Here is a 21,885-nt window from a genome sequence, read left to right as displayed (position 1 = left end):
TCCTCCACTCCGGGTCGATTTAGTTGCTATATACACATAGTAAGTTAGGGTGGCTAATTGATGCAAGTGGCATCTAGTTGGGTCGATGCGGAGCCGGTGCGGAGCCGGCGCGGAGCCGGCGCGGAATGGTGCGGAATCAGGTGAGCGTTCCGTCCGGTCGGGTGATCGTCCTTGACGTGAGGGTGCCGGGGTAGGACCGTGGGGCCCTATGAGGGGCGAACCCAGTTGCCCGAAGTGTGGTGGCCGGGTCAGGGCTCCCGGACTCTTCGCCGATTCGTGGCAGTGCGATGAGCACGGCACCGTGCACCCGGTGCAGCCCGTGGTCCCGCCCAGCGTCGAGGCCCTCAGCGTCGTGGTGCACCGCACGCAGGTGCCCGTGTGGATGCCGTGGCCCCTTCCCGTCGGCTGGCTGTTCACGGGCGTGGCCTGCGCCGGCGACGACCGGCACGGCGGCCGAGCCACCGCGGTGGCCTGCTCCGGACCGGGACCGCTCGGGGGCATAGGGGAGCTGATCCTGGTCGCCGAGGAACTGGGCGTCGGGCTCGGCGCGCGGTACGCGGGCATCGCCGGCCCGGACCCGGGGCCGTACATGAGCGTCGAGAAGCCGCCCCAGGCCAAGGTCCTGGCGGGCGGTCGCCCCACCCCCCTCTGGCATGTCGCCGCCACCCCCGACGACCGCGCGGTCTTCGCCGGCGAGGCGCGCGGGCTGTGGCTGTGGGCCGTGGTCTGGCCCGAGCAGTCCGGGCTGCTGATGTACGACGAGCTGGTGCTGACGGATCTGCGCGAGGCGGGGGCGGAACTCGAGCTCGTTCCCTGCGGGGCGTTGTCGCCGCGCTTGCTGGAGCCGTAGCACCCACGGGGGGTGAGGGTGCTGTCGCGTGGGTGGCTGCGGCTCGCCCTGGGCCGGCCGCGCGGGTCCCCGCGCCCTGGGGCGGGGGGAGCGTGTCGTACTCTTGAGCGTCCCGTTCTGTTCCGTCATGGCCTGGAGTCCGCCTCGTGCGTGTTGATCTGCACTGCCACTCCACGGCTTCCGACGGTACGGACACCCCCGCCGAGCTGGTCCGCGCCGCCGCCGCGGCCGGGCTGGACGTCGTCGCGCTGACCGACCACGACACCACCCGCGGGTACGCCGAGGCGATCGCCGCGCTGCCCGCCGGGCTGACCCTCGTCACCGGCGCCGAGCTGTCCTGCCGTATCGACGGCATCTCGATGCACATGCTCGCCTACCTCTTCGACCCCGAGGAGCCGGAGCTGCTCGCCGAGCGCGAGCTGGTGCGCGACGACCGGGTGCCGCGGGCGCGCGCGATGGTCGACCAGCTGCGGGATCTGGGCGTGCCGGTCACCTGGGAGCAGGTGGCACGGATCGCCGGGGACGGGTCGGTCGGCCGGCCGCATGTCGCCACCGCGCTGGTCGAGCTGGGCGTCGTGCGGAGCGTGGACGAGGCGTTCACCGCCGACTGGCTGGCCGACGGCGGACGGGCCTACGTGCCGAAGCACGAGACGGACCCGTTCGAGGCGATCCGGCTGGTCAAGGCGGCCGGCGGGGTGACGGTCTTCGCGCATCCGGGTGCCAGTAAGCGTGGCCGGACCGTGCCGGAGCCGGTGATCGCCGAGATGGCCGCCGCCGGGCTCGACGGCATCGAGGTCGACCACATGGACCACGACCCTCGGACCCGGGCGCGGCTGCGGGGACTGGCCAGGGAACTGGGGCTGCTGACCACCGGGTCCAGCGACTACCACGGCAGCCGCAAGACCTGCGTGCTCGGGGAGTACACCACGGACCCCGAGGTGTACGGCGAGATCACGCGCCGGGCGACCGGGGCGTTCCCGGTGCCGGGGACCGGCGGAGCCTGACGCCCGCCCACACCACCCGTTCACCTCTCCTCCCGGTTCACCTCTCCTCCGGGTTCACCTCTCCTTCCGCAAGGCCCTCATGTTCGACGCTGCCGTTTTCGGCTCCCTCTTCCTCACCCTGTTCGTCATCATGGATCCCCCCGGGATCACCCCGATCTTCCTCGCCCTCACCGCCGGACGCCCCGGCAAGGTGCAGAAGCGGATGGCCTTCCAGGCCGTGTGCGTGGCGTGCGGTGTGATCACCGTCTTCGGGCTCCTGGGGCACCAGATCCTCGACTACCTGCACGTCTCCGTGCCCGCGCTGATGATCGCGGGCGGACTGCTGCTCCTGCTGATCGCCCTCGACCTGCTCACCGGCAAGACCGACGAGCCGAAGCAGACCAAGGACGTCAACGTGGCCCTCGTACCGCTGGGCATGCCGCTGCTGGCCGGTCCCGGCGCGATCGTGTCCGTCATCCTCGCCGTGCAGAAGGCCGACAGCACGGCCACGCAGGTGTCGGTGTGGTGCGCGATCCTCGCCATCCATGTCGTGCTGTGGCTGGTGATGCGCTACTCGCTGCTGATCATCCGGATCATCAAGGACGGCGGTGTCGTCCTGGTGACCCGGCTCGCCGGCATGATGCTCTCGGCGATCGCCGTGCAGCAGATCATCAACGGTGTCACCCAGGTGATCCGGACGAGCTGAGGGGCAAGCGCAGAGCCCCCGTACGGCGTCGGTGCCGTACGGGGGCTCTGAAGCTTCAGCGGTGATCCGCGTCTGTGTCGGTGATCCGCGTCTGTATCGGTTACGCGGCCGTGTCGGTCACGCGGCCGTGTCGGTCACGCGGCCGTGTCGGTCACGCAGCCGTGTTCTCGGCCGGTCGGATCCACAGGCGCTGCCCGATGGCGGCGGCCTGCTGCACGATCCGGTTGACGGAGGCGGCGTCCACGACGGTGCTGTCCACGGGCGTTCCGTCGACCTCGTCGAGTCGCATGATTTCGAAGCGCATGGCCTCTCCCTTCGTCTCGTGGTTCTGATCCAGTCAACGGCCTGCGTGTTACAAACATTCCCTACGCTAAAGAAATTTTTCGAACGGCTAATTACTGACCGGTAAGAGGTGTGCGAGATGTGTGAATGAGACTGACCGGGACCGGTTGTGTTCGCAGCGTGACCGCCGGGACAATGGAGGCGATGAACGACGACCTCCCGGCCCTCAGCGCCCGCATCGACCGCACGAACGAGCTGCTCCAGCGCATGCTCGCCGAGGTGGCCAAGACGCCCTCGACGCATGCGATCTTCGTCGATGCCGGGTACCTCTACGCCGCCGCGGGGCGGCTCGTGGCGGGCACGGAGGACCGGCGCGCCTTCGACCTGGACGCAGAGGGCCTGATCGAGGCGCTCATCGACCGGGCCCGCACCATCTTCGCGGACAGCAGACTGCTGCGGGTGTACTGGTACGACGGAGCGAGACGCCGTATCCACACCGCCGAGCAGCAGTCGATCGCCGAACTCCCGGACGTCAAGGTCCGGTTGGGCAATCTGAACGCCAACAACCAGCAGAAGGGCGTCGACTCGCTCATCCGCAGCGACCTCGAGTCCCTCGCCCGCCACCGCGCGATCAGCGACGCGGCCCTGCTCGGCGGCGACGAGGACCTGGTCTCGGCGGTCGAGGCGGCCCAGGGGTACGGCGCCCGGGTCCACCTCTGGGGCATCGAGGCCCCCGAGGGCCGCAACCAGGCGGAGCCCCTGCTCTGGGAGGTCGACAGCCAGCGCACCTTCGACCTCGACTTCTTCAAGCCGTACGTCGCCCGGCGCACCGCCCCCGGCTACGAGGCCGGCGCCGCCCGGCCCACCCGGGAGGACGTCCGCTTCGTCGGCGCGCAGATCGCGGCGAAGTGGCTGGCGGCGCGGGGACGCGAGTCACTGGTCGAGCTGTTGCCCGGGCATCCCTACCTACCGGGTTCGGTGGACCAGGACCTGCTGGTGGAGGCGGAGGGCCTGCTGCAGTACTCCCTGCGCGGACAGTCGGATCTGCGACGGGCGCTGCGGGACGGGTTCTGGGAGCACTTGCAGACGCAGTACTGAGCGCTCCGCCGGAAGGCGGCGGAGCGTGCTGATCTGGTCAGCCCTCGCTCCGGGTGCGGTCCCAGAAGTCGGCGAAGGCACGCGCCGTTTCCAGGGGGTTGTCGGTGTTGGGGGAGTGTTCGGCGCCCTGGACGATCGTGCGGTGGGCGCCCAGCCGCAGGGCCATGTCGTCCAGCAGCGGCACCGGCCAGGTGTCGTCGCGCGATCCCGACAGGACGTGGAAGGGCAGCGGTACGGCGGCGAGTTCGGCCACCCGGTCCGGCTCGACGCACAACTGGCGTCCAGTGGCGAGGAGTTGGGCCGGCTTGTTGCCCAGCCAGCGGCGCCGCAGGTCCTCCCGGTCGGCCAGCCCCTCGTCGAGGTCCCCGGCGTCGGTGTCCTCGGGCGGCTCCATGGCCTGGATCGCCTCCCACACCTCGGCCATCGTCATCACGGCGAGCGCGTCCTGGAGCAGCTTGACGCGCTGCTGCTGGGGGACGGAGATCTGGGCGGGGCCGGAGGCCATGAGGGTGAGCGAGAGGAAGGGGGAGTGGTCGAGCAGAACCGCGGCACGGGCGATCTGGCCGCCGAGGGAGTGCCCGACGAGATGCACCGGTGCGCCGACGGCTTCCGCCTGCGCGAGGACGTCCCTCGCCAACTCCGCCTGTGCGTAGGCGGATTCATCCAGCTCCGGCCCGTCTGACTCGTACTGCCCGCGTCCGTCCAGGGCGACGACCCGGTAACCGCGGGCCGTGAGATGCGCGTGCAGGGGGTTGAAGTCCTCCTTGCTGCCGGTGAACCCGGGCAGCATCAGCGCGGTCCCCTTCGCTTCCACACCGTCCCCCACGACCGACTCCACGGCCGCGAACTCCCCACGCGCGGTACGGATCGTGTGAACGCGGGCTCCTGGAGGCGGGACGAAGGTCGGCGGTCGGCTCATGGGGGCGAGGGTACCGGGTGGAGGTTTCGGGGGTGGGGGTGGGCGGTGCGAGGCGTGGCTCGGGGGTTGAGGTCGGGAGCCCGCCCGCCCCCTTCCACACGGGTGCCACGGCATACGCCGACGGCCCGGCCCACCTGGGGTGGGACCGGGCCGTCCGGGTTGTGCGTGCGGCTACCGCGTCAGGCTTCCGTGGACTCCGTCGCGGCGACCGCCTTCCGGGTCCGACGCGCCTTCGGCGCGGACTCGGCCGTACCGTCCGCGACCTCGGCTGCCGCCGTGGCCTTGCGCGTACGACGGCGCGGGGTGGCGTCCGGCTCGTCGGCGGCCTGCGCCGGGATGGCGACGGCCGTCTTGCGGGTCCGACGCGGCGAGGCCACGGCGGATTCCTCGGCCGTCGCGCCGGCCGCGGTCTTCCGCGTGCGGCGCGGCTTGGCCTCCGTGCCTTCGGCCGTGTCGACTGCGGCTTCGGCGGTCGCAGCCGTCTTCCGGGTGCGGCGGGGCTTCGCCTCGGTGGCCTCCGCAGCGACCTCCCCGGTGCCGGCGGGTGCTGCCTCGGCCGTCTTCCGCGTACGACGCGTCCTCGGCTTGGCCTCGGCACCCTCAGCGGTGTCGACCGCCGCCTCGGCGCTCGCTGCGGCCTTGCGGGTCCGACGCGGCGAGGCCACGGCGGATTCCTCGGCCGTCGCGGCCGTCGCGGTGGCCGCGGTCTTCCGCGTGCGGCGGGGCTTGGCTTCGGTGGCCTCGGCGGTGTCCACCGCGGCTTCCGCGGCGGCTGCCGCCGTCTTGCGGGTGCGCGTGCGGGGCTTGGCCTCCGTCGCCTCCGCCGTGTCGGCAGCGGTCTCCGCGGTGGCCGTCGCCTTGCGGGTGCGGCGCGGCTTGGCTTCCGTGCCTTCGGCCGTGTCGACCGCCGCTTCGGACGCTGCGGTGGTCTTACGGGTACGGCGCGGCTTGGCCTCGGTCGCCTCCGGGGCTTCGACGGCCACGGTGGGCTCAGCGACCTTGCGGGTACGGCGCGGCTTGGCCTCCGTACCCTCGGCCGTCTCGACCGCGGCTTCGGCCGGGGCCGTCACCTTTCGGGTGCGGCGCGGCTTGGCTTCGGTGGCCTCGGCGGTGTCCACCGCGGCTTCCGCGGCGGCCGCTGCCGTCTTGCGAGTGCGCGTGCGGGGCTTGGTCTCCGTGCCCTCCGCCGTGTCGGCAGCGGTCTCCGCGACCGGCGTCGCCTTGCGGGTACGGCGGCGCGGGCGTGCGGCGGCCTCGGGCTCGGCGGCTTCCTCAGCGACCGGAGTCGGCGTGACCGTCGGAGCCGGCGTGACGACCGGAGCCTCGGTGGCGACCGGCGTCTCCACGACGGTCGGCGTCTGCGCGGCGACCGGCGTCTCCGTCGTTGCCGGTGTCTGCGAAGTCGCCGTAAGGTCGGCTGACCTGCGGGTGCGTCGGCGACGCGGCTTGGCGGCTGCGGTCTCGGCGTCCAGGGTCGGACCCTCGGCCGTCTCGACGGCGGTCTCCGCGGAGCCCACCGGCGTCACGTGCTCGGACGAGGCGCCCGCCCGGGTGCGGCGACGGCGGCGCGGCGTGCGGGTGGCCGTCGCCTCCTCACCAGCCGTGACCTCGGACGCGGGCGTCGAGGCTGCCGTACCGTCCGTCGGGGAGCCGCCACGCGTGCGGCGGCGACGGCGCGGCGTGCGGGACGAGCGCTCCTGGTCCTCGGTGCGGGAGTCGGACCGGCCGTTGCGGTCGCCCCGGCCGCCGCGCCCGCGTCCACCGCGGCCGCCGGTCTCGCCCAGGTCCTCCAGCTCCTCCGCGTCCAGCCCAGCGCGCGTGCGCTCGGCGCGCGGCAGGACACCCTTGGTGCCCGCGGGGATGTTCAGCTCCTCGAAGAGGTGCGGGGAGGTGGAGTACGTCTCCGGCGGGTCGTTGAAGCTCAGGTCCAGCGCCTTGTTGATCAGCTGCCAGCGCGGGATGTCGTCCCAGTCGACCAGCGTGATCGCGATGCCCTTGTTGCCGGCGCGGCCGGTGCGGCCGATGCGGTGGAGGTAGGTCTTCTCCTCCTCCGGCGACTGGTAGTTGATGACGTGCGTGACGCCTTCGACGTCGATGCCGCGCGCGGCGACGTCGGTGCAGACGAGGACGTCTACCTTGCCGTTGCGGAAGGCGCGCAGCGCCTGCTCGCGGGCGCCCTGGCCGAGGTCGCCGTGCACCGCGCCGGCGGCGAAACCGCGCTGCTTGAGCTGGTCGGCGAGGTCGGCCGCCGTACGCTTCGTACGGCAGAAGATCATCGCCAGCCCGCGGCCCTCGGCCTGCAGTATCCGCGCGACCATCTCGGGCTTGTCCATGTTGTGCGCGCGGTAGACGTACTGCGCGGTGTTCGCGACGGTCGCGCCCTCGTCGTCCGGCGCGGTGGCGCGGATGTGCGTGGGCTGCGACATGTAGCGGCGGGCGAGACCGATGACCGCGCCCGGCATGGTCGCCGAGAACAGCATGGTCTGCCGCTTCACCGGCAGCATGTCGATGATCTTCTCGACGTCGGGCAGGAAGCCCAGGTCGAGCATCTCGTCGGCCTCGTCCAGGACCAGGCACCTCACGTGCTTGAGGTTGAGCTTCTTCTGGCCGGCCAGGTCGAGGAGACGACCGGGTGTGCCGACGACGACGTCGACGCCCTGCTTCAGGGCCTCAACCTGGGGCTCGTAGGCCCGGCCGCCGTAGATGGCGAGGACGCGTACGTTGCGCACCTTGCCCGCGGTCAGCAGGTCGTTGGTGACCTGCGTGCACAGCTCGCGCGTGGGGACGACGACGAGCGCCTGCGGGGCGTCGGTGAGGTCCTCGGGCTTCGCGCGGCCCGCCTCCACGTCCGCGGGGACGGTGACGCGCTCGAGGAGCGGGAGGCCGAAGCCCAGCGTCTTTCCGGTGCCGGTCTTGGCCTGGCCGATGACGTCCGTGCCGGAGAGGGCGACGGGGAGGGTCATCTCCTGGATGGGGAAGGGGTTGATGATGCCGACGGCCTCGAGGGCCTCGGCGGTCTCGGGAAGGATTCCGAGATCTCTGAACGTCGTAGTCAGGGTGCTGCCTCTTCTGTGTGGCGCGGTGCGAGGCGAGCGCGGGGGTCTTTGACGGACCGTGCCGGGGGACGTCGGCTGCCTTACGGTCTTGCCGTAGGGCACGGGACCACTGCCGACGCTCTAGCGCTCGTACCGCTGAGGGTGTCCCTCCGGGCGCCGTACGCAATGTGCCGTACGGTGTGGAGGGCTGTCGGGTCGGAGCCGATCGGGCCACCGACCGGGCATCCTCATACGTGCGGCCCGTCGAGTACTCGGCAGGCGCATTACCACCATACCCCGGAATCACGCACACGCGATGGCCGATTTGGTCACGTAGCCGTCATCACACTGATTGACCAGGGACTTCCCCAGCTCGACGAGCGGACTATTGTGCGCTGCATGACGACGCCTGACAACACCTCTGACGCACCCGCCGAGCACACCGGAGTGGCCGCCCAGAACTGGGACCGGTCCTCCTCGGACCCCCAGTACCGGGCCGCGGTCGTCGACCTGCTCGGCGCGCTCGCGTACGGCGAGCTCGCGGCGTTCGAGCGGCTCGCCGAGGACGCCAAACTGGCGCCCACGCTGGCCGACAAGGCGGAGCTGGCGAAGATGGCGTCGGCCGAGTTCCACCACTTCGAGCGGCTGCGGAACCGGCTGACGGAGATCGGGGAGGAGCCCACGCGCGCGATGGAGCCGTTCGTCGCCGCGCTGGACGGCTTCCACAAGCAGACCGCGCCGTCGGACTGGCTGGAGGGGCTGGTCAAGGCGTACGTCGGCGACTCGATCGCCAGTGACTTCTACCGGGAGGTCGCGGCCCGGCTCGACTCCGACACGCGCGAGCTGGTGCTGGCCGTGCTGGACGACACGGGCCACGCGGGCTTCGCGGTGGAGAAGGTACGGGCCGCCATCGACGCCGATCCGCGGGTGGGCGGGCGACTCGCGCTGTGGGCGCGGCGGTTGATGGGCGAGGCGCTGTCCCAGTCCCAGCGGGTCGTCGCCGACCGCGACGCGCTGTCCACGATGCTCGTGGGCGGGGTCGCCGACGGGTTCGATCTCGCCGAGGTGGGGCGGATGTTCTCGCGGATCACCGAGGCGCACACCAAGCGGATGGCCGCGCTGGGGCTGGCGGCCTAGCGCTCCGGGTCGGCCCGGCGCCGCTCAAGGGCGTTGCCGCCGACGTCATTCAGGCCGTCGTCCCTTGGGACGTCTCTTCGGCCGTTGTCCCTGATGACGTCCCTGGAGACGTTCCTCATGACGTCCCTGAAGACGTCCCTGGAGAAGTCCGTGCAGACGTCCCTGGGCGCGTCCCTTGTGACGTGCCTTGGGTCGGGGTCGTCTCTCGGGGCGTGGTTCCTTGAGGTTCTTGAGACTTCCGAATCGCTGTCGCAGTGTCACGCCGGCGCCTGGCGCCGGCGGAGTCGCCCCGACGGACGCAGGAGCAGCGACACGGAGGCCGCCGAGACGATCGCCGCGCCGAGCAGGACGAGGAGGACGTTGCCGGGGTCGAAGGCGCTGTCGGTGACGAAGGCGCCGAAGAGGGCTCCGGCGACGCCGGTCGCGAGGACCAGGGAACGGGCCGGCAGTCGATGGCCGAGGCGGCGGTCCGCAGCCCACGCCAGGACCAGGCCGAGCAGGGCGGAGCCGAGCGCTTCGAACAACATCATGGGGGTCCCTCCCACACGGCCACACTGCCCATCACGGTCGTAGCCCGTCATACCCGTGACCTGCGGAATGCAATCCTCCTCTGTGCGGCACTTGTGTTCCGCATGTGGAGGAAAAAAGGGGCCCGGCGACCTGTAGGTCGCCGGGCCCCTCCGTGCCGTCTTCCCAGCTGTCTTCCAGCTGTCTTGCTACAGCGCGCCGAAGCCCACCTTGCGCGGGGCCGGCTCGCCCAGCTCGACATAGGCGAGACGCTCCGCCGGGACGAGGACCTTGCGGCCGTGCTCGTCCACGAGGGTCAGCAGCTGCGACTTCCCGGCCAGCGCCTCGGCCACGATCTGCTCGACCTCCTCGGCACTCTGACCGCTCTCCAGAACGATCTCGCGGGGCGCGTGCTGCACGCCGATCTTGACCTCCACGGCTATGTCCCTCCGACGGTCAGTGAAGTGCGCGACCTTTACGCGCCGTACGCAGCACACATTAGCCCGGTGAGGGGACGTGCACGCTCCGCCCGGGAACGCCAAGAGCGAACAGCGACCGGGAACAAATGTCCCCCGCCCGCCTTCATGAGGCGTCGCTTCCGGACGGCGCTGCCTTCAGTGGGGCTGTTCGACGCCGTGCAGCGGGAAGCCCGCGATACCGCGCCAGGCCAGCGAGGTCAGCAGCTGCACCGCCTGGTCGCGCGGGACGCTGCGGTCGCTGTGCAGCCAGGAGCGGGCCACGACCTGGGCGAGTCCGCCGAGACCGGAGGCCAGCAGCATCGACTCCGCGCGCGAGAGGCCGGTGTCCTCGGCGATCACGTCGCAGATCGCCTCCGCGCACTCGTTCGTGACCTTGTCGACGCGCTCGCGCACCGCGGGCTCGTTGGTCAGGTCCGACTCGAAGACCAGCCGGAAGGCGCCGCCGTCGTCCTCGACGTATGCGAAGTAGGCGTCCATGGTCGCCCGAACGCGCTGCTTGTTGTCGGTCGTCGACGCCAGCGCGCTGCGTACCGCCTGGATCAGCGACTCGCAGTGCTGGTCCAGAAGAGCAAGGTAGAGGTCGAGCTTGCCCGGGAAGTGCTGGTAGAGCACCGGCTTGCTGACGCCGGCGCGCTCGGCGATGTCGTCCATCGCGGCCGCGTGGTAGCCCTGCGCCACGAAGACTTCCTGGGCGGCGCCCAGCAGCTGGTTCCGTCGGGCACGGCGCGGCAGGCGCGTCCCTCGCGGGCGTGCCGCCTCTGTCTGCTCGATGGCTGTCACGCCGCCTCCCAATGTCGTCCACATGCGGTGTGCGCCGCGCGGCCATCGTACTTTTCGGTAACCGTGGTGTGCGCGGTGAGAGCGCAGAATTTCACGGACCGGACGACGGCGAAAGCCGCGCAGAAGGTTTCAAACCGGGTCAGAGTGGGCAAGGAGCGGCCCCTTTCCAGCTCAACGGCACCCTCCGGCGCGCCGATGTCCCCCGTCAGCGGTAGTCGTCCTCGTCGATGGAGACGACACGACGCTGTTCGATGAGGTCGGCCTCGTCCGCCCGGCCGGGGTCGACGTCCTCCAGGGGGTCGTCGCGGTCCGGGGTGAGCGGGGCGGACTGCTCCGCCGCGTCGTTCTCCGGAGCCTCGACGTCGATCTCCGGCGCCGTCTCGGCGTCGTCGTCCTCGAACGTCTCGGGGTCGGTGGGGTCGATGGCCATGGTGGGCTCCCTTCCTCCGTCTCCTACTTCCCACGCCTGTGAATCCACGCGTATCTCGCTGGAAGAAGCAGGGGTCACACGCGGGTGCCCTTTTTATGAGCCTAGGAGACACGCGGAGCGGACGCTATCGGGTGTGCGGGTGTGTGCACGGGGCGTGTGTGGGGCGTGTACGGGCCTGTTCATGTGCGGGTGCCCGTGCTGTGCCCGGACCGTCTGTGACGGCGAACACAGCAGTCTCCACGTGATCGTCTCGTAACATTGCCGCATGTCTTCGACCGAGCTGCCGTCCGTACCGGCGTCCAATGTGCTCCCGAAGGTGGCGCCCGTCAGGGTCGCCGAGGGTGAGCGGCTCAGGTCGGTGGGCTTGCCGGGGATCACCCTGACCGTCCGTTCGAGGCCCCCCGCGCGCGAGGGGCTGCCGCCCGCGCTGTACGTCCACGGGCTCGGCGGTTCCTCGCAGAACTGGTCGGCGCTGATGCAGGAGCTGGAGGGCGTCGTCGACGGCGAGGCGGTCGACCTGCCGGGCTTTGGCGACTCCCCGCCGCCGGACGACGGGGACTACTCCGTCACCGGGCACGCGCGCGCGGTGATCCGTTACCTCGACTCGGCCGGGCGCGGTCCGGTGCACCTGTTCGGCAACTCGCTCGGCGGTGCGGTCTCCACGCGGGTCGCGGCGCTGCGGCCCGACCTCGTGCGCACCCTCACGCTCGTCTCCCCGGCCCTACCCGAACTCCTCGTCCAGCGCAGCGCCGTGCCCACTGCCCTGCTGGCACTGCCGGGGGTTGCCGGGCTCTTCACCCGCTACACCAAGGAGTGGACGGCGGAGCAGCGGGTCCGCGGCGTCCTGATGCTCTGCTACGGCGATCCCGGGCGGGTGACGCCGGAGGGTTTCCGCAACGCGGTCGAGGAGATGGAGCGGCGGCTGCGGCTGACGTACTTCTGGGACGCGATGACGCGGTCCGCGCGCGGGATCGTCAACGCGTACACGCTGGGCGGCCAGCACGGGCTCTGGCGCCAGGCCGAGCGCGTCCTCGCGCCGACGCTCCTCGTGTACGGCGGCCGCGACCAGCTGGTCGGCTTCCGCATGGCCCGCAGAGCGGCCCGCGCCTTCCGCGACTCCCGCCTGCTGACCCTGCCGGAGGCGGGCCACGTGGCGATGATGGAGTACCCGGAAACGGTGGCCCGAGCTTTCGTCGAACTCCTCGCGGACAAGGGAGAGTTGCCGGACGGGGTGACGGTGGGGCCGGTACGTCCGGGTGCCGCCCGAACGCCGGATACCGTGGCAGCCGCCGGTGACGGGGCGGGGGGCGGTGCGAAGCGCACGGCTGCCGCCGACGCCGACGGCCGCGGTGCCGCCACGGGCGGTACGACTCCGGCCGAGGCCGGCGGTTCCGGCGACGGTGGCGCGGTCGTCGCGGGTGACGGCGAATCCGGTGCCGAGAGCGCGGGGAGCTGAGGGCCGACGTGGGACGCCACAGCCGCCGCGGACGCACGGACGCGGCGAAGGGTGACGCAGGCGACATACAGCCCAACTCCGGGCCGAGGCCCCGGGGAGCCGGAGGCTCCGCTGCAGCCGGGCCGGCGGCCGAGCCCGGAGGAACTGGGCGAGCTGGTACGGCTGACGGCACTCCCGCGCGTGGGGTACCGCGTTTTGCGGACGGCACTCCCGCACATGGCATGCCCCGGCTCCACGAGGGGACGCCCGCGGCTGGAACCCCTCGGTATTTCGATGGCCCTCCCGCGCAGGGCGTTCCCCGAGTGCGTGGTGGGCATCCGCAGCAGCGGGAAAGCGGCGGTGGCTGGGGAGAGTTGACGCGTGAGCGGGGCGCGGGCGGACGTGGCCTATCCGCAGGGCCCGTCGTGAGTATTCCGCGGCAGCGGCAGGCGCCCCCTGGTGGGCCCGGGCCCCGGCAGGATTACGTGGACGCCTTCGGCGAGGAGGACGACGTCTTCTCGCCCCGTACCGGTGACTCCGCCCGTATCGGTGCCTCCGCCCGTACCGGTGCCTCCGCCCGTACCGGTGACTCCGCCCGTACCGGTGCCTCCGCACACCCCGCCGATCCGTACGGTTCCGTCACCGACTGGGACCGCACCCGCGTCGGCGTACCTTCCGACGCCGACGGCGGCGGCGGCGACGACGACACGCCGCCCACCGGTGTGCCCGCGCAGGCGAAGGGATCCAAGGGGCGGACGTTCACCGGCATCGCGGCCGCCGCCGTCACCACCGTGCTGGCCGTCGTCGTCGCCGGCCAGGTCACGCACGGCCGCGAGGACACCACCGCAGGCACGCGGTCGGCGACCGGCCAGGCGCGGGACGCCCGGACCTCGGGCGGTACCGGCTCGGCGGCGCCCTCCTCCTCGCCCAGCACGGCGACACTGACGTACGCGCAGGCCATGGACACCAAGTACCCGCTCAGCGCCACGCTCCGGGGGCCGGGCAAGTTCGACGCGATCCCCGGCGTCGACAAGGCACCGGGGAAGGGGCAGAAGTACACCTACCGGGTCGATGTCGAACAGGGCCTCGGACTGGACGGCAAGCTCTTCGCCGAGGCGGTCCAGGCGACGCTCAACGACGACCGCAGCTGGGCCCACGACGGCGCCCGCACGTTCGAGCGGACCGACTCCGGCAAACCCGACTTCGTGATCACACTCGCCAGTCCCGGCACGACCGCGAAATGGTGTGCCAAGTCCGACCTGGACACCAGCGAGGAGAACGTATCCTGCGACTCCGCCGCCACCGAACGCGTCATGATCAACGCGTACAGATGGGCACAGGGATCGAAGACCTATGGTGCGCACATCCATGCGTACCGCCAGATGTTGATCAACCATGAGGTCGGTCATCGACTCGGCTACAGCCACGTCCAGTGCACCAAGAACGGCCAGCTCGCGCCCGTGATGCAGCAGCAGACCAAGTTCCTCGACCACGACGGGATCCACTGCCTGCCCAACCCCTGGCCGTATCCCCGGAGTTGACAGCGACCGCATGTGTCACATTGACATGCGCAGAAAGTTCATACATATTTCTGGGCATGTCGACCCCCCACGCCCTCCGTCGCGCTGCCATCGAACTGGCGCTCATCGGCGTGACCCCCATCTGTGTGGCCGACATTCACTGTCGCTGACGTCCGCCTCCAGGCGTTCGCGTCGCGATCCTGCTCCCTCACCGTGACCGCGTCACGACCGTGACCTCCTCACGACCGTGACTTCGGCACGTACCTTCCGACGACCTGACGCCCGGGCAGACGTCTGTTCACTTTCGTCTCACTCCTCGTCCACCCGTCTCATCATTCGAGAGGTCGTCCATCCAATGCGTCATCCGTCCCCCACAGCCCGCCGTGTGGCCGCGGCATCCGTAGGCCTGGTCCTGGCGGCGGGCGCCGCCGCCTGCGGGCCGAAGGACAACGATGCCAAGGGCTCCGGTGGCGACTCCACGCCCCACAAGGGCGGCACGCTGACGGTGCTGAACTCCAACCCCCAGGAGAACTTCGACCCCGCCCGCCTCTACACCTCCGGCGGCGGAAACGTCCCGTCCCTGGTCTTCCGCACGCTCACCACCCGCAACCGCGAGAACGGCGCGGCCGGCGCCAAGGTCGTCCCCGACCTCGCCACCGACACCGGGCGCCCCAACAAGGACGCGACCGTGTGGACGTACACCCTGAAGAAGGGCCTCAAGTACGAGGACGGCACGCCGATCACGTCCGCCGACATCAAGTACGGCATCGAGCGCTCCTTCGCGCCCGAACTCTCCGGCGGCGCGCCCTACTTGCGGGACTGGCTGGTCGGCGCCGCCAACTACCAGGGCCCGTACAAGGACAAGAAGGGCCTGTCGGCGATCGAGACGCCGGACGCGCGGACCATCGTCTTCCGTCTGAACAAGCCCGAGGGCGAGTTCCCGTACCTGGCCACGCAGACGCAGTTCACGCCGGTACCCCGGAGCAAGGACACGGGGACGAAGTACGCCGAGCACCCCGTCTCGTCCGGCCCCTACAAGGTCGTCGAGAACGACAACAACGGTGAGCACATCGTCCTGGAGCGCAACACCTACTGGTCGGCGGCGACGGACGCCGAGCGCAAGGCGTACCCGGACAAGGTCGACGTGAAGTCGGGGCTCGACTCGTCCGTGATCAACCAGCGGCTGTCGGCGTCCCAGGGGACGGACGCCGCGGCCGTAACCACGGACACCAACCTCGGCCCCGCCGAACTCGCCAAGGTCACGGGCGACAAGGAACTCGCCTCCCGCGTCGGCACCGGCCATTTCGGCTACACGAACTACATAGCGTTCAACCCGACGGTCAAGCCGTTCAACAACGTCAAGGTGCGCCAGGCGATCTCGTACGCCATCGACCGGTCGTCCGTGATCAACGCGGCCGGCGGCAGCGCACTCGCCGAGGCCGCGACCACCTTCCTGCCCAACCAGAAGTCCTTCGGCTACGAGCCGTACGACCTCTTCCCGGCGGGCGCGACCGGTGACCCCGCCAAGGCCAAGGAGCTGCTGAAGCAGGCCGGTTACCCGAGCGGGCTCACCGTCACCCTGACCCACTCCAACGCCAAGGACTTCGAGACCAGCCCGGAGATCGCGACCGCGATCCAGGACGCCCTCAAGAAGGCCGGTATCACGGTCAAGCTGCAGGGTCTGGAGGACAACGACTACTCCGACACGGTCCACAGCGTGAAGACCGAGCCCGGGTTCTTCCTCGCCCACTGGGGCGCCGACTGGCCCTCCGGCGGCCCCTTCCTCGCACCGATCTTCGACGGCCGGCAGATCGTCAGGGACGGCGCCAACTTCAACACGGGCCTGCTCAATGACAAGTCGGTCAATGCCGAGATTGACGCGATCAACAAGTTGACCGATCTTGACGCCGCCGCCAAGAGGTGGGGCGCCCTGGACAAGAAGATCGGCGAGCAGGCGCTGACCGTGCCGCTGTTCCACCCCGTCTACAAGCGACTGGTCGGAAAGGACATCAGGAACGTCGTGATCAGCGACTGGACCGGTGTCCTGGACATCTCGCAGGTCGCGGTGAAGTAGCGCCGTGAGCGAGGCACTTGTCGCCGTCGAGACCCCCGGGGTGTCCGCCTCGGGGGTCTCGGGGGCCCGTCAGTTCTGGCGGCGGCTGCGAGCGCAGCGCGCCGCCCTCGTCGCGGCGGCCGTCGTCGCGCTGCTGGTCCTGGTCGCGCTCGCCGCGCCGCTGCTCACGGCGATCGAGGGCCAGGACCCGACCACCTACCACCCGACCCTCATCGACTCCGCGCGCGGAGGCGTGCCGACCGGCTCTTTCGGCGGCATCGGCGCAGACCACTGGCTGGGCGTGGAACCGCAGACCGGGCGGGACCTGTTCGCACGGCTGGTGTACGGCGCCCGGGTGTCGCTGGGCGTGGCGCTGGGAGCCACCGCCGTGCAGGTCTTCCTCGGTGTCGTCGTCGGCATCGCCGCGGGGCTCGGCAACCGATGGGTTGATCAACTGTTGAGCCGCATCAGCGACATCATCGTGGCCATGCCGCTGATGATCATGGCACTCGCCCTGCTGGCCATCGTCCCCGGCAGCTTCCCGAGGCCGGTCCTGGTCGCGCTCATCATCGGCTTCGTCGCCTGGGGCACCATCGCCAAGATCACCCGCGCGGCGACGCTCACCCTCAAGGAACTCGACTACGTCGCCGCCGCCCGGCTCAGCGGCTGGTCCACGCTGAGAATCGCCCGCCGCGAGCTGCTCCCCGGCCTGGCCGCACCCGTGATCACGTACGCCGCGCTCATGGTGCCCGTCAACATCGGCATCGAGGCCTCCCTGTCCTTCCTCGGGGTCGGCGTGAAACCGCCGACCCCGTCCTGGGGACAGATGCTCACGTCGGCCAACGTCTGGTACCAGGCCGCCCCGCAGTACCTGCTGCTGCCCGCGGGCGCGCTGTTCGTGACGGTCCTCGCCCTCACCGTCCTCGGCGACGGCGTACGCACCGCCCTGGACCCGCGCGCGGCCTCGCGCCTGCGCGTCGGTACCGGTCGCAAGGGGGAGGCGAAGGCATGACCGGCTTCACCGGATTCGCCCTGCGCCGCGCCGTGGGCGCGATCGTCACCCTGCTCGCCATCTCGGTGATCGTCTACGTGGTCTTCTACGCCACCCCCGGCAACGTCGCCCAGATCACCTGCGGTCCGCGCTGCTCGCCCGAACAGGTCCACCAGGTCGCCCAGCAGCTCAAGCTCGACGACCCGCTGTACCTGCGCTACTGGCACTTCCTGCAGGGCGTCGTCGTCGGCCAGGACTACTCGACCGGCACGTCCGTGGAGCACTGCTCGGCGCCCTGCCTCGGGCTGTCGTACCAGAGCGACCAGCAGGTCATGCAGATCATCGTGGGCAAGCTCCCCGTCAGCCTGTCGCTGGTGCTCGGCGCGATGGTGCTCTGGCTGCTGCTGGGCGTCGGCACCGGCGTGCTCTCCGCCTGGCGGCGCGGCCGGCTGAGCGAGCGGGCGCTGACCGGTGTGACCCTCGCGGGGGTCGCCACACCGTCCTTCGTCATCGGCCTCGTCCTGATGATCGTGGTGTGCGGGCAACTGGAACTGCTTCCGTTCCCGGAGTACGTCCCCCTCTCCGACGATCCCGAGCAGTGGATGTGGAACCTGCTCCTGCCCTGGCTGACCCTCGCCCTCGGTGAGGCGGCCTACTTCGCCCGGCTGACCCGGGCGTCGATGCTGGAGACGCTCGCGGAGGACCACATCCGCACCTTCCGGGCCTACGGCGTCGGCGAGCGGTCGATCGTCGGCCGCCACGCCCTGCGCGGCGCCCTCGCGCCGATCATCGCGCTGAACGCCAACGACGTCGGCGCGACGGTGGGCGGCGCGGTGCTGACCGAGACCCTCTTCGGCCTGCCCGGAATCGGCCAGGAACTCGTCCACGCGGTCAATGTGGTCGACCTGCCGGTCGTCGTCGGCATGGTCCTGGTCATCGGGTTCTTCGTGGTCCTCGCCAACGCCGTCGCGGACGTGCTGTACGCGGTGGCCGACCGACGGGTGGTACTGACGTGAGTCTCGTCCAAGTCACGGATCTGACCGTCGAGTTCGGCGACCTCAGGGCCGTCGACGGCCTCTCCTTCACGCTGGCGCACGGCGCCGCCCTGGCCCTGGTCGGCGAGTCCGGCTCCGGCAAGTCCACCGTCGCCTCGGCGCTGCTGGGCCTGCACCGCGGCACGGGAGCGCGGGTCGGCGGCACGGTCGAGGTCGCCGGCGTCGACGTACGGACGGCGCCCGACGAGGAGTTGCGGCGGCTGCGCGGTGCGAAGGCCGCGATGGTCTTCCAGGACCCGCTGTCCTCCCTCGACCCCTACTACGCGATCGGCGACCAGATCGCCGAGGTGTACCGCGTCCACACGCGCGTGTCGCGACGAGCGGCACGCGCGCGTGCGGTGGAGGTGCTGGACCGGGTGGGGATTCCGGACGCACGACGCCGGTCCCGCTCCCGTCCGCACGAGTTCAGCGGCGGCATGCGCCAGCGCGCGCTCATCGCCATGGCCCTGTCCTGCGAGCCCGACCTGCTGATCGCCGACGAGCCGACCACCGCGCTCGACGTGACCGTCCAGGCCCAGATCCTCGACCTGCTGCACACCCTGCGCGAGGAGACCGGGATGGGCTTGCTGCTCGTCACCCACGACGTGGGCGTGGCCGCCGAGAGCGTCGACGAGGTGCTGGTCATGCGGCACGGACGCGTGGTCGAGCACGGCCCCGTGGCGGACGTGCTGGGGGCGCCCGCGGAGACGTACACGCGCAAACTGCTGGCCGCGGTCCCGCGCGTGGACGCGCCCCGCGCGGAGTTCCCGGCGCGGGAGGTCAGGGGCGGCGCCTCCCCCGAGGGCCGGACCCAGGCAGGCCCGGACGTGCCGTCCTCCACCGAGGACGTTGTCCTGGAGGCCGTCGGGCTACGGCGTGAATTCGGGCGCGGCAAGCGGGCGTTCACCGCCGTGGACGACGTGTCGCTGACCGTGCGCCGGGGCGAGACCCTCGGCATCGTCGGCGAGAGCGGCAGCGGCAAGACGACCCTGGGCCGGATGCTGGTCGGGCTGCTGGAGCCGACCGCGGGCGAGGTCCGGGACGACGGCCACGCGCGCGTGGGGGTGAATCCGGCGGTGCAGATGGTCTTCCAGGACCCGGTCTCGTCCCTCAACCCCCGCCGCAGCGTGGGCGAGTCGATAGCCGACCCGCTCCGCGCGCGCGGCGAGCGCGACGAGGTACGCATCCGGGGGCGCGTGACGGAACTGCTGGAGCGCGTGGGGCTCGAAGGGGCGCACTACGACCGCTACCCGCACGAGTTCAGCGGCGGCCAGCGCCAGCGCGTGGGCATCGCGCGGGCGCTCGCGGCCGACCCGCGCGTGATCGTCTGCGACGAGCCCGTCTCAGCGCTCGACGTCACCACCCAGGCCCAGGTCGTCGCCCTGCTCGCCGAACTCCAGCGCGAACTCGGTCTCGCCCTGGTCTTCGTCGCGCACGACCTCGCCGTGGTCCGCCAGGTCAGCGACCGCGTCGCGGTGATGCGCCAGGGCCGGATCGTGGAGTCCGGGGCCGCCGACGAGGTGTACGACGACCCCCAGGACCCGTACACCAAGCAGCTCCTGGCCGCCGTACCCGCCCTCGACCCCGAGGTCGCGGCCCGGCGCAGAGCGGCCCGACGAGAGCTGGCCGCAGCCTGACCGTACGTATCCAGATGATCTCGTAGCGCGATCGAACGTGACCCGCACGGGAAAGTTACGACCGTTCACCCCTTTTGGTGGCGCGACGGACAACCGTCCGTCGCGCCACCGCCTTGTCCGCATACGTTCTTCCCGCTGCGAGCCGTCGGGTCAACGGCGGCTCCCCATACGGGAGATCGGGGGTGCACTCGTGCGCATCGGACTGCTTACGGAGGGTGGCTATCCGTATGTGAGCGGTGACGCCAGGCTCTGGTGCGACCGGCTCGTGCGCGGGCTCGGGCAGCACGAGTTCGACCTCTACGCGCTCAGCCGCAGTGAGCGCCAGGAGGACGAGGGCTGGCTCCCGCTGCCGCCACAGGTCAGCCGAGTGCGGACGGCCCCGCTGTGGACGGCGCGGGACGACGGCGTCGGGTACGGGCGGCGGGCGCGGCGCCGGTTCTCCGAGTGCTACGGCGAGCTGGCCGCCGTGATCTGCGGCTCCGGTGCCTCCACGGGCACGCCGGCCGCCGAGGCGGACCGTTTCCGCAACGCGCTGTACGGGCTCGCCGAACTCGCCCGTGACGAGGGCGGGCTGGTGGGAGCGCTCCGCTCCGAGGGCGCCGTCCGCGCCCTGGAGCGCGCCTGTCGTGCGCCGGGCGCGACGCGAACGGCGCGCGAGGCGCGCGTACCTGATCTGCTCACCGTGGCTACGCACCTCGAACGCGCCCTGCGCCCCCTCTCGCTCGACTGGTACGAGGACGACAGCCTGGGCGCGGTCGACCTCTGCCACGCGACCTCCGGCGGCCCCGCCGCCCTTCCCGCCCTGCTCGCCCGCCACTTCTCCGGCGTACCGCTGCTGCTGACCGAGTACGGCGTACGGCTGCGCACGCACCACCTCGCTGCGACGGACGCCCCGCCCGCCGTCCGGTCCCTGCTCGCCGCCTTCCACGGCCGCCTCGCCACCGAGATCTACGACCGCGCCGCAGTCGTCACGCCCGGCAACGCGCATGCCCGCCGCTGGCAGGAGCGCTGCGGCGCCGACCGCGCCAAGATCCGTACCGTCTACCCGGGCATGGACGCGTCCCCCTTCGCGGAGGTGGGCGAGTCCACGGAGGGCGCCGACCCCTGCACCCTGATGTGGGTCGGCCGGGTCGAGCCCGCAAAGGACCTGGTGTCGCTGCTGCACGCCTTCGCCGAGATCCGCAGGGACGAGCCGAAGGCCCGGCTGCGGATCGTCGGCGTCCCGGCCGGCCCCGAGGGTGAGGCCTACCTGGGGCACTGCCGGGCGCTCGCCGCCCAGCTCTTCCCCGACGAGGCCGAGGGCCCGCACTCCGTCGGCGACAACCCGGTCTCCTTCGAGGAGATCGGCGGCCCGGAACTGCCGACCCTGGCCGACGCGTACGCCGCCGGTGCCGTGACCCTGCTGTCCAGCGTCGTGGAGGGCTTCCCGGTCAGTCTGGTCGAGGCCATGTTCTGCGGGCGCGCCACGGTGTCCACCGACGTCGGCGCGGTCGTCGAGATCATCGGCGGCACGGGGCTCGTCGTACCACCGCGCAACCCCCAGGCGTTCGCGGAGGCGTGTGTGGCGCTGTTGCGCGACCCCGAGCGCCGTGCGCGCCTGGGCGCGGCCGCACGCGCGCGTGCGCTCGAACTGTTCACCGTCGAGCAGAACGTCACGGCATTTCACAGCATTTACCTGGAGATCGTCTCGCGCACGCCGGTGCGCAGGGTCGTCCTGGACGGCGCCGGTGAACCACGGCCCTTCGCCGCCCCGGCCGAGGCTCACGTCCCCGGCCGCTGGACGGACACCACCACGCGCGTGGTGGCACGCGGCGGCCCCTCCTGGGCGGGTGGCACCCCCGTACGGGCCACCACGCCGCTGCCGGCCGCGGAGGGGGCCCGATGAGCGGCCTGGGAGAACTGGACCACCCAGGCACGCCGGAGAACCCCGGCGCCTGGGACGAGCGGTCACAGCAGTGGATCGCGCCCCCTGCCGAAACGGCCTCCGCCCCGCCCCGCCGCACCACCGC

At 71.3% G+C, this 21,885-nt stretch carries 20 protein-coding genes; 13 read left to right on the top strand and 7 right to left on the bottom strand.

Translation table 11 applies throughout. The features are described 5' to 3' along the window. Window positions 1–208: 208 nt before the first annotated feature. From GRC12_RS16020 to GRC12_RS16010, 3 genes are all read left to right on the top strand, one after another. A complete protein-coding gene (locus GRC12_RS16020) occupies window positions 209–850 on the top strand; it encodes a DUF6758 family protein (protein ID WP_133044487.1) in 642 nt (213 codons plus the stop codon). A gap of 146 nt (window positions 851–996) precedes the next feature. Further along, a complete protein-coding gene (locus GRC12_RS16015; protein WP_208779911.1) occupies window positions 997–1,854 on the top strand; it encodes a PHP domain-containing protein in 858 nt (285 codons plus the stop codon). A gap of 79 nt (window positions 1,855–1,933) precedes the next feature. Continuing rightward, on the top strand, window positions 1,934–2,539 hold the full coding sequence (locus tag GRC12_RS16010; RefSeq protein ID WP_208779910.1) for a MarC family protein: 606 nt from the start codon (window positions 1,934–1,936) through the stop codon (window positions 2,537–2,539). 151 nt (window positions 2,540–2,690) lie between these two features. Here GRC12_RS16010 and GRC12_RS16005 read toward each other — a convergent pair whose 3' ends face one another. After that, window positions 2,691–2,843 carry a hypothetical protein gene (locus GRC12_RS16005; protein WP_133044490.1) on the bottom strand — a complete coding sequence of 51 codons (153 nt, stop codon included), beginning with the start codon at window positions 2,841–2,843 and terminating at the stop codon, window positions 2,691–2,693. Window positions 2,844–3,025: 182 nt separating this feature from the next. Here GRC12_RS16005 and GRC12_RS16000 point away from each other — a divergent pair, with 182 nt between their 5' ends. Continuing rightward, the gene (locus GRC12_RS16000) at window positions 3,026–3,919 is read left to right on the top strand and encodes an NYN domain-containing protein (protein ID WP_208779909.1); all 894 of its coding nucleotides are present in this window, start codon (window positions 3,026–3,028) and stop codon (window positions 3,917–3,919) included. Between the two features lie 37 nt (window positions 3,920–3,956). Here the strand turns inward: GRC12_RS16000 and GRC12_RS15995 are convergent, their stop codons facing one another. Together GRC12_RS15995 and GRC12_RS15990 are read right to left on the bottom strand one after the other, a co-directional pair. Further along, window positions 3,957–4,838: an alpha/beta fold hydrolase gene (locus tag GRC12_RS15995; RefSeq protein WP_208779908.1), complete on the bottom strand. Its 882-nt coding sequence runs from the start codon at window positions 4,836–4,838 to the stop codon at window positions 3,957–3,959. A 179-nt stretch (window positions 4,839–5,017) separates the two neighbouring features. Next, complete coding sequence (locus tag GRC12_RS15990) at window positions 5,018–7,801, bottom strand: DEAD/DEAH box helicase (protein ID WP_208779907.1); 2,784 nt, start codon at window positions 7,799–7,801, stop codon at window positions 5,018–5,020. Between the two features lie 471 nt (window positions 7,802–8,272). Here GRC12_RS15990 and GRC12_RS15985 point away from each other — a divergent pair, with 471 nt between their 5' ends. Next, a complete protein-coding gene (locus tag GRC12_RS15985) occupies window positions 8,273–9,010 on the top strand; it encodes a ferritin-like domain-containing protein (RefSeq protein WP_207929807.1) in 738 nt (245 codons plus the stop codon). 257 nt (window positions 9,011–9,267) lie between these two features. Here the strand turns inward: GRC12_RS15985 and GRC12_RS15980 are convergent, their stop codons facing one another. The 4 genes from GRC12_RS15980 to GRC12_RS15965 form a co-directional block, all read right to left on the bottom strand. Then, window positions 9,268–9,540: a hypothetical protein gene (locus GRC12_RS15980; protein WP_208779906.1), complete on the bottom strand. Its 273-nt coding sequence runs from the start codon at window positions 9,538–9,540 to the stop codon at window positions 9,268–9,270. A gap of 186 nt (window positions 9,541–9,726) precedes the next feature. Beyond that, window positions 9,727–9,954, bottom strand: a complete 228-nt coding sequence (locus GRC12_RS15975) for a DUF3107 domain-containing protein (protein ID WP_133044496.1) — start codon at window positions 9,952–9,954, stop codon at window positions 9,727–9,729. A gap of 177 nt (window positions 9,955–10,131) precedes the next feature. Then, window positions 10,132–10,776, bottom strand: a complete 645-nt coding sequence (locus GRC12_RS15970; protein ID WP_208779905.1) for a TetR/AcrR family transcriptional regulator — start codon at window positions 10,774–10,776, stop codon at window positions 10,132–10,134. 205 nt (window positions 10,777–10,981) lie between these two features. Continuing rightward, window positions 10,982–11,206 carry a hypothetical protein gene (locus tag GRC12_RS15965; RefSeq protein WP_133044498.1) on the bottom strand — a complete coding sequence of 75 codons (225 nt, stop codon included), beginning with the start codon at window positions 11,204–11,206 and terminating at the stop codon, window positions 10,982–10,984. Window positions 11,207–11,471: 265 nt separating this feature from the next. On the opposite strand from GRC12_RS15965, the gene GRC12_RS15960 reads away from it, so the two are divergent. The 8 genes from GRC12_RS15960 to GRC12_RS15930 all read left to right on the top strand — a co-directional run bounded on the left by GRC12_RS15960 (window position 11,472) and on the right by GRC12_RS15930 (window position 21,761). Further along, window positions 11,472–12,662: an alpha/beta fold hydrolase gene (locus GRC12_RS15960; RefSeq protein WP_208779904.1), complete on the top strand. Its 1,191-nt coding sequence runs from the start codon at window positions 11,472–11,474 to the stop codon at window positions 12,660–12,662. A gap of 8 nt (window positions 12,663–12,670) precedes the next feature. Then, window positions 12,671–14,182: a DUF3152 domain-containing protein gene (locus tag GRC12_RS15955; RefSeq protein WP_439959889.1), complete on the top strand. Its 1,512-nt coding sequence runs from the start codon at window positions 12,671–12,673 to the stop codon at window positions 14,180–14,182. A 56-nt stretch (window positions 14,183–14,238) separates the two neighbouring features. Continuing rightward, entirely contained in the window at window positions 14,239–14,331 is a 93-nt protein-coding gene (locus GRC12_RS46935; protein WP_358594159.1) for an Ms4533A family Cys-rich leader peptide, read from the top strand. Between the two features lie 185 nt (window positions 14,332–14,516). Further along, window positions 14,517–16,235, top strand: coding sequence for an ABC transporter substrate-binding protein (locus tag GRC12_RS15950; RefSeq protein WP_208779902.1), 1,719 nt, complete (start codon window positions 14,517–14,519; stop codon window positions 16,233–16,235). 4 nt (window positions 16,236–16,239) lie between these two features. Beyond that, window positions 16,240–17,226 carry an ABC transporter permease gene (locus tag GRC12_RS15945; protein WP_208779901.1) on the top strand — a complete coding sequence of 329 codons (987 nt, stop codon included), beginning with the start codon at window positions 16,240–16,242 and terminating at the stop codon, window positions 17,224–17,226. After that, entirely contained in the window at window positions 17,223–18,221 is a 999-nt protein-coding gene (locus GRC12_RS15940) for an ABC transporter permease (protein WP_208779900.1), read from the top strand. Before GRC12_RS15945 ends, GRC12_RS15940 begins: the two co-directional genes overlap by 4 nt. Further along, complete coding sequence (locus tag GRC12_RS15935) at window positions 18,218–19,876, top strand: dipeptide ABC transporter ATP-binding protein (RefSeq protein ID WP_208779899.1); 1,659 nt, start codon at window positions 18,218–18,220, stop codon at window positions 19,874–19,876. Before GRC12_RS15940 ends, GRC12_RS15935 begins: the two co-directional genes overlap by 4 nt. A gap of 190 nt (window positions 19,877–20,066) precedes the next feature. Beyond that, window positions 20,067–21,761: a DUF3492 domain-containing protein gene (locus tag GRC12_RS15930; protein WP_208779898.1), complete on the top strand. Its 1,695-nt coding sequence runs from the start codon at window positions 20,067–20,069 to the stop codon at window positions 21,759–21,761. The last annotated feature ends 124 nt before the right edge of the window (window positions 21,762–21,885 follow it).

The organism is Streptomyces griseorubiginosus (assembly GCF_017614965.1).
In the GTDB taxonomy this organism is placed as follows: Bacteria; Actinomycetota; Actinomycetes; order Streptomycetales; family Streptomycetaceae; genus Streptomyces; species Streptomyces griseorubiginosus_B.
The sequence above is the reverse complement of the archived record's forward strand: the minus strand, read 5'-3'. Positions and strand labels throughout refer to the sequence as shown.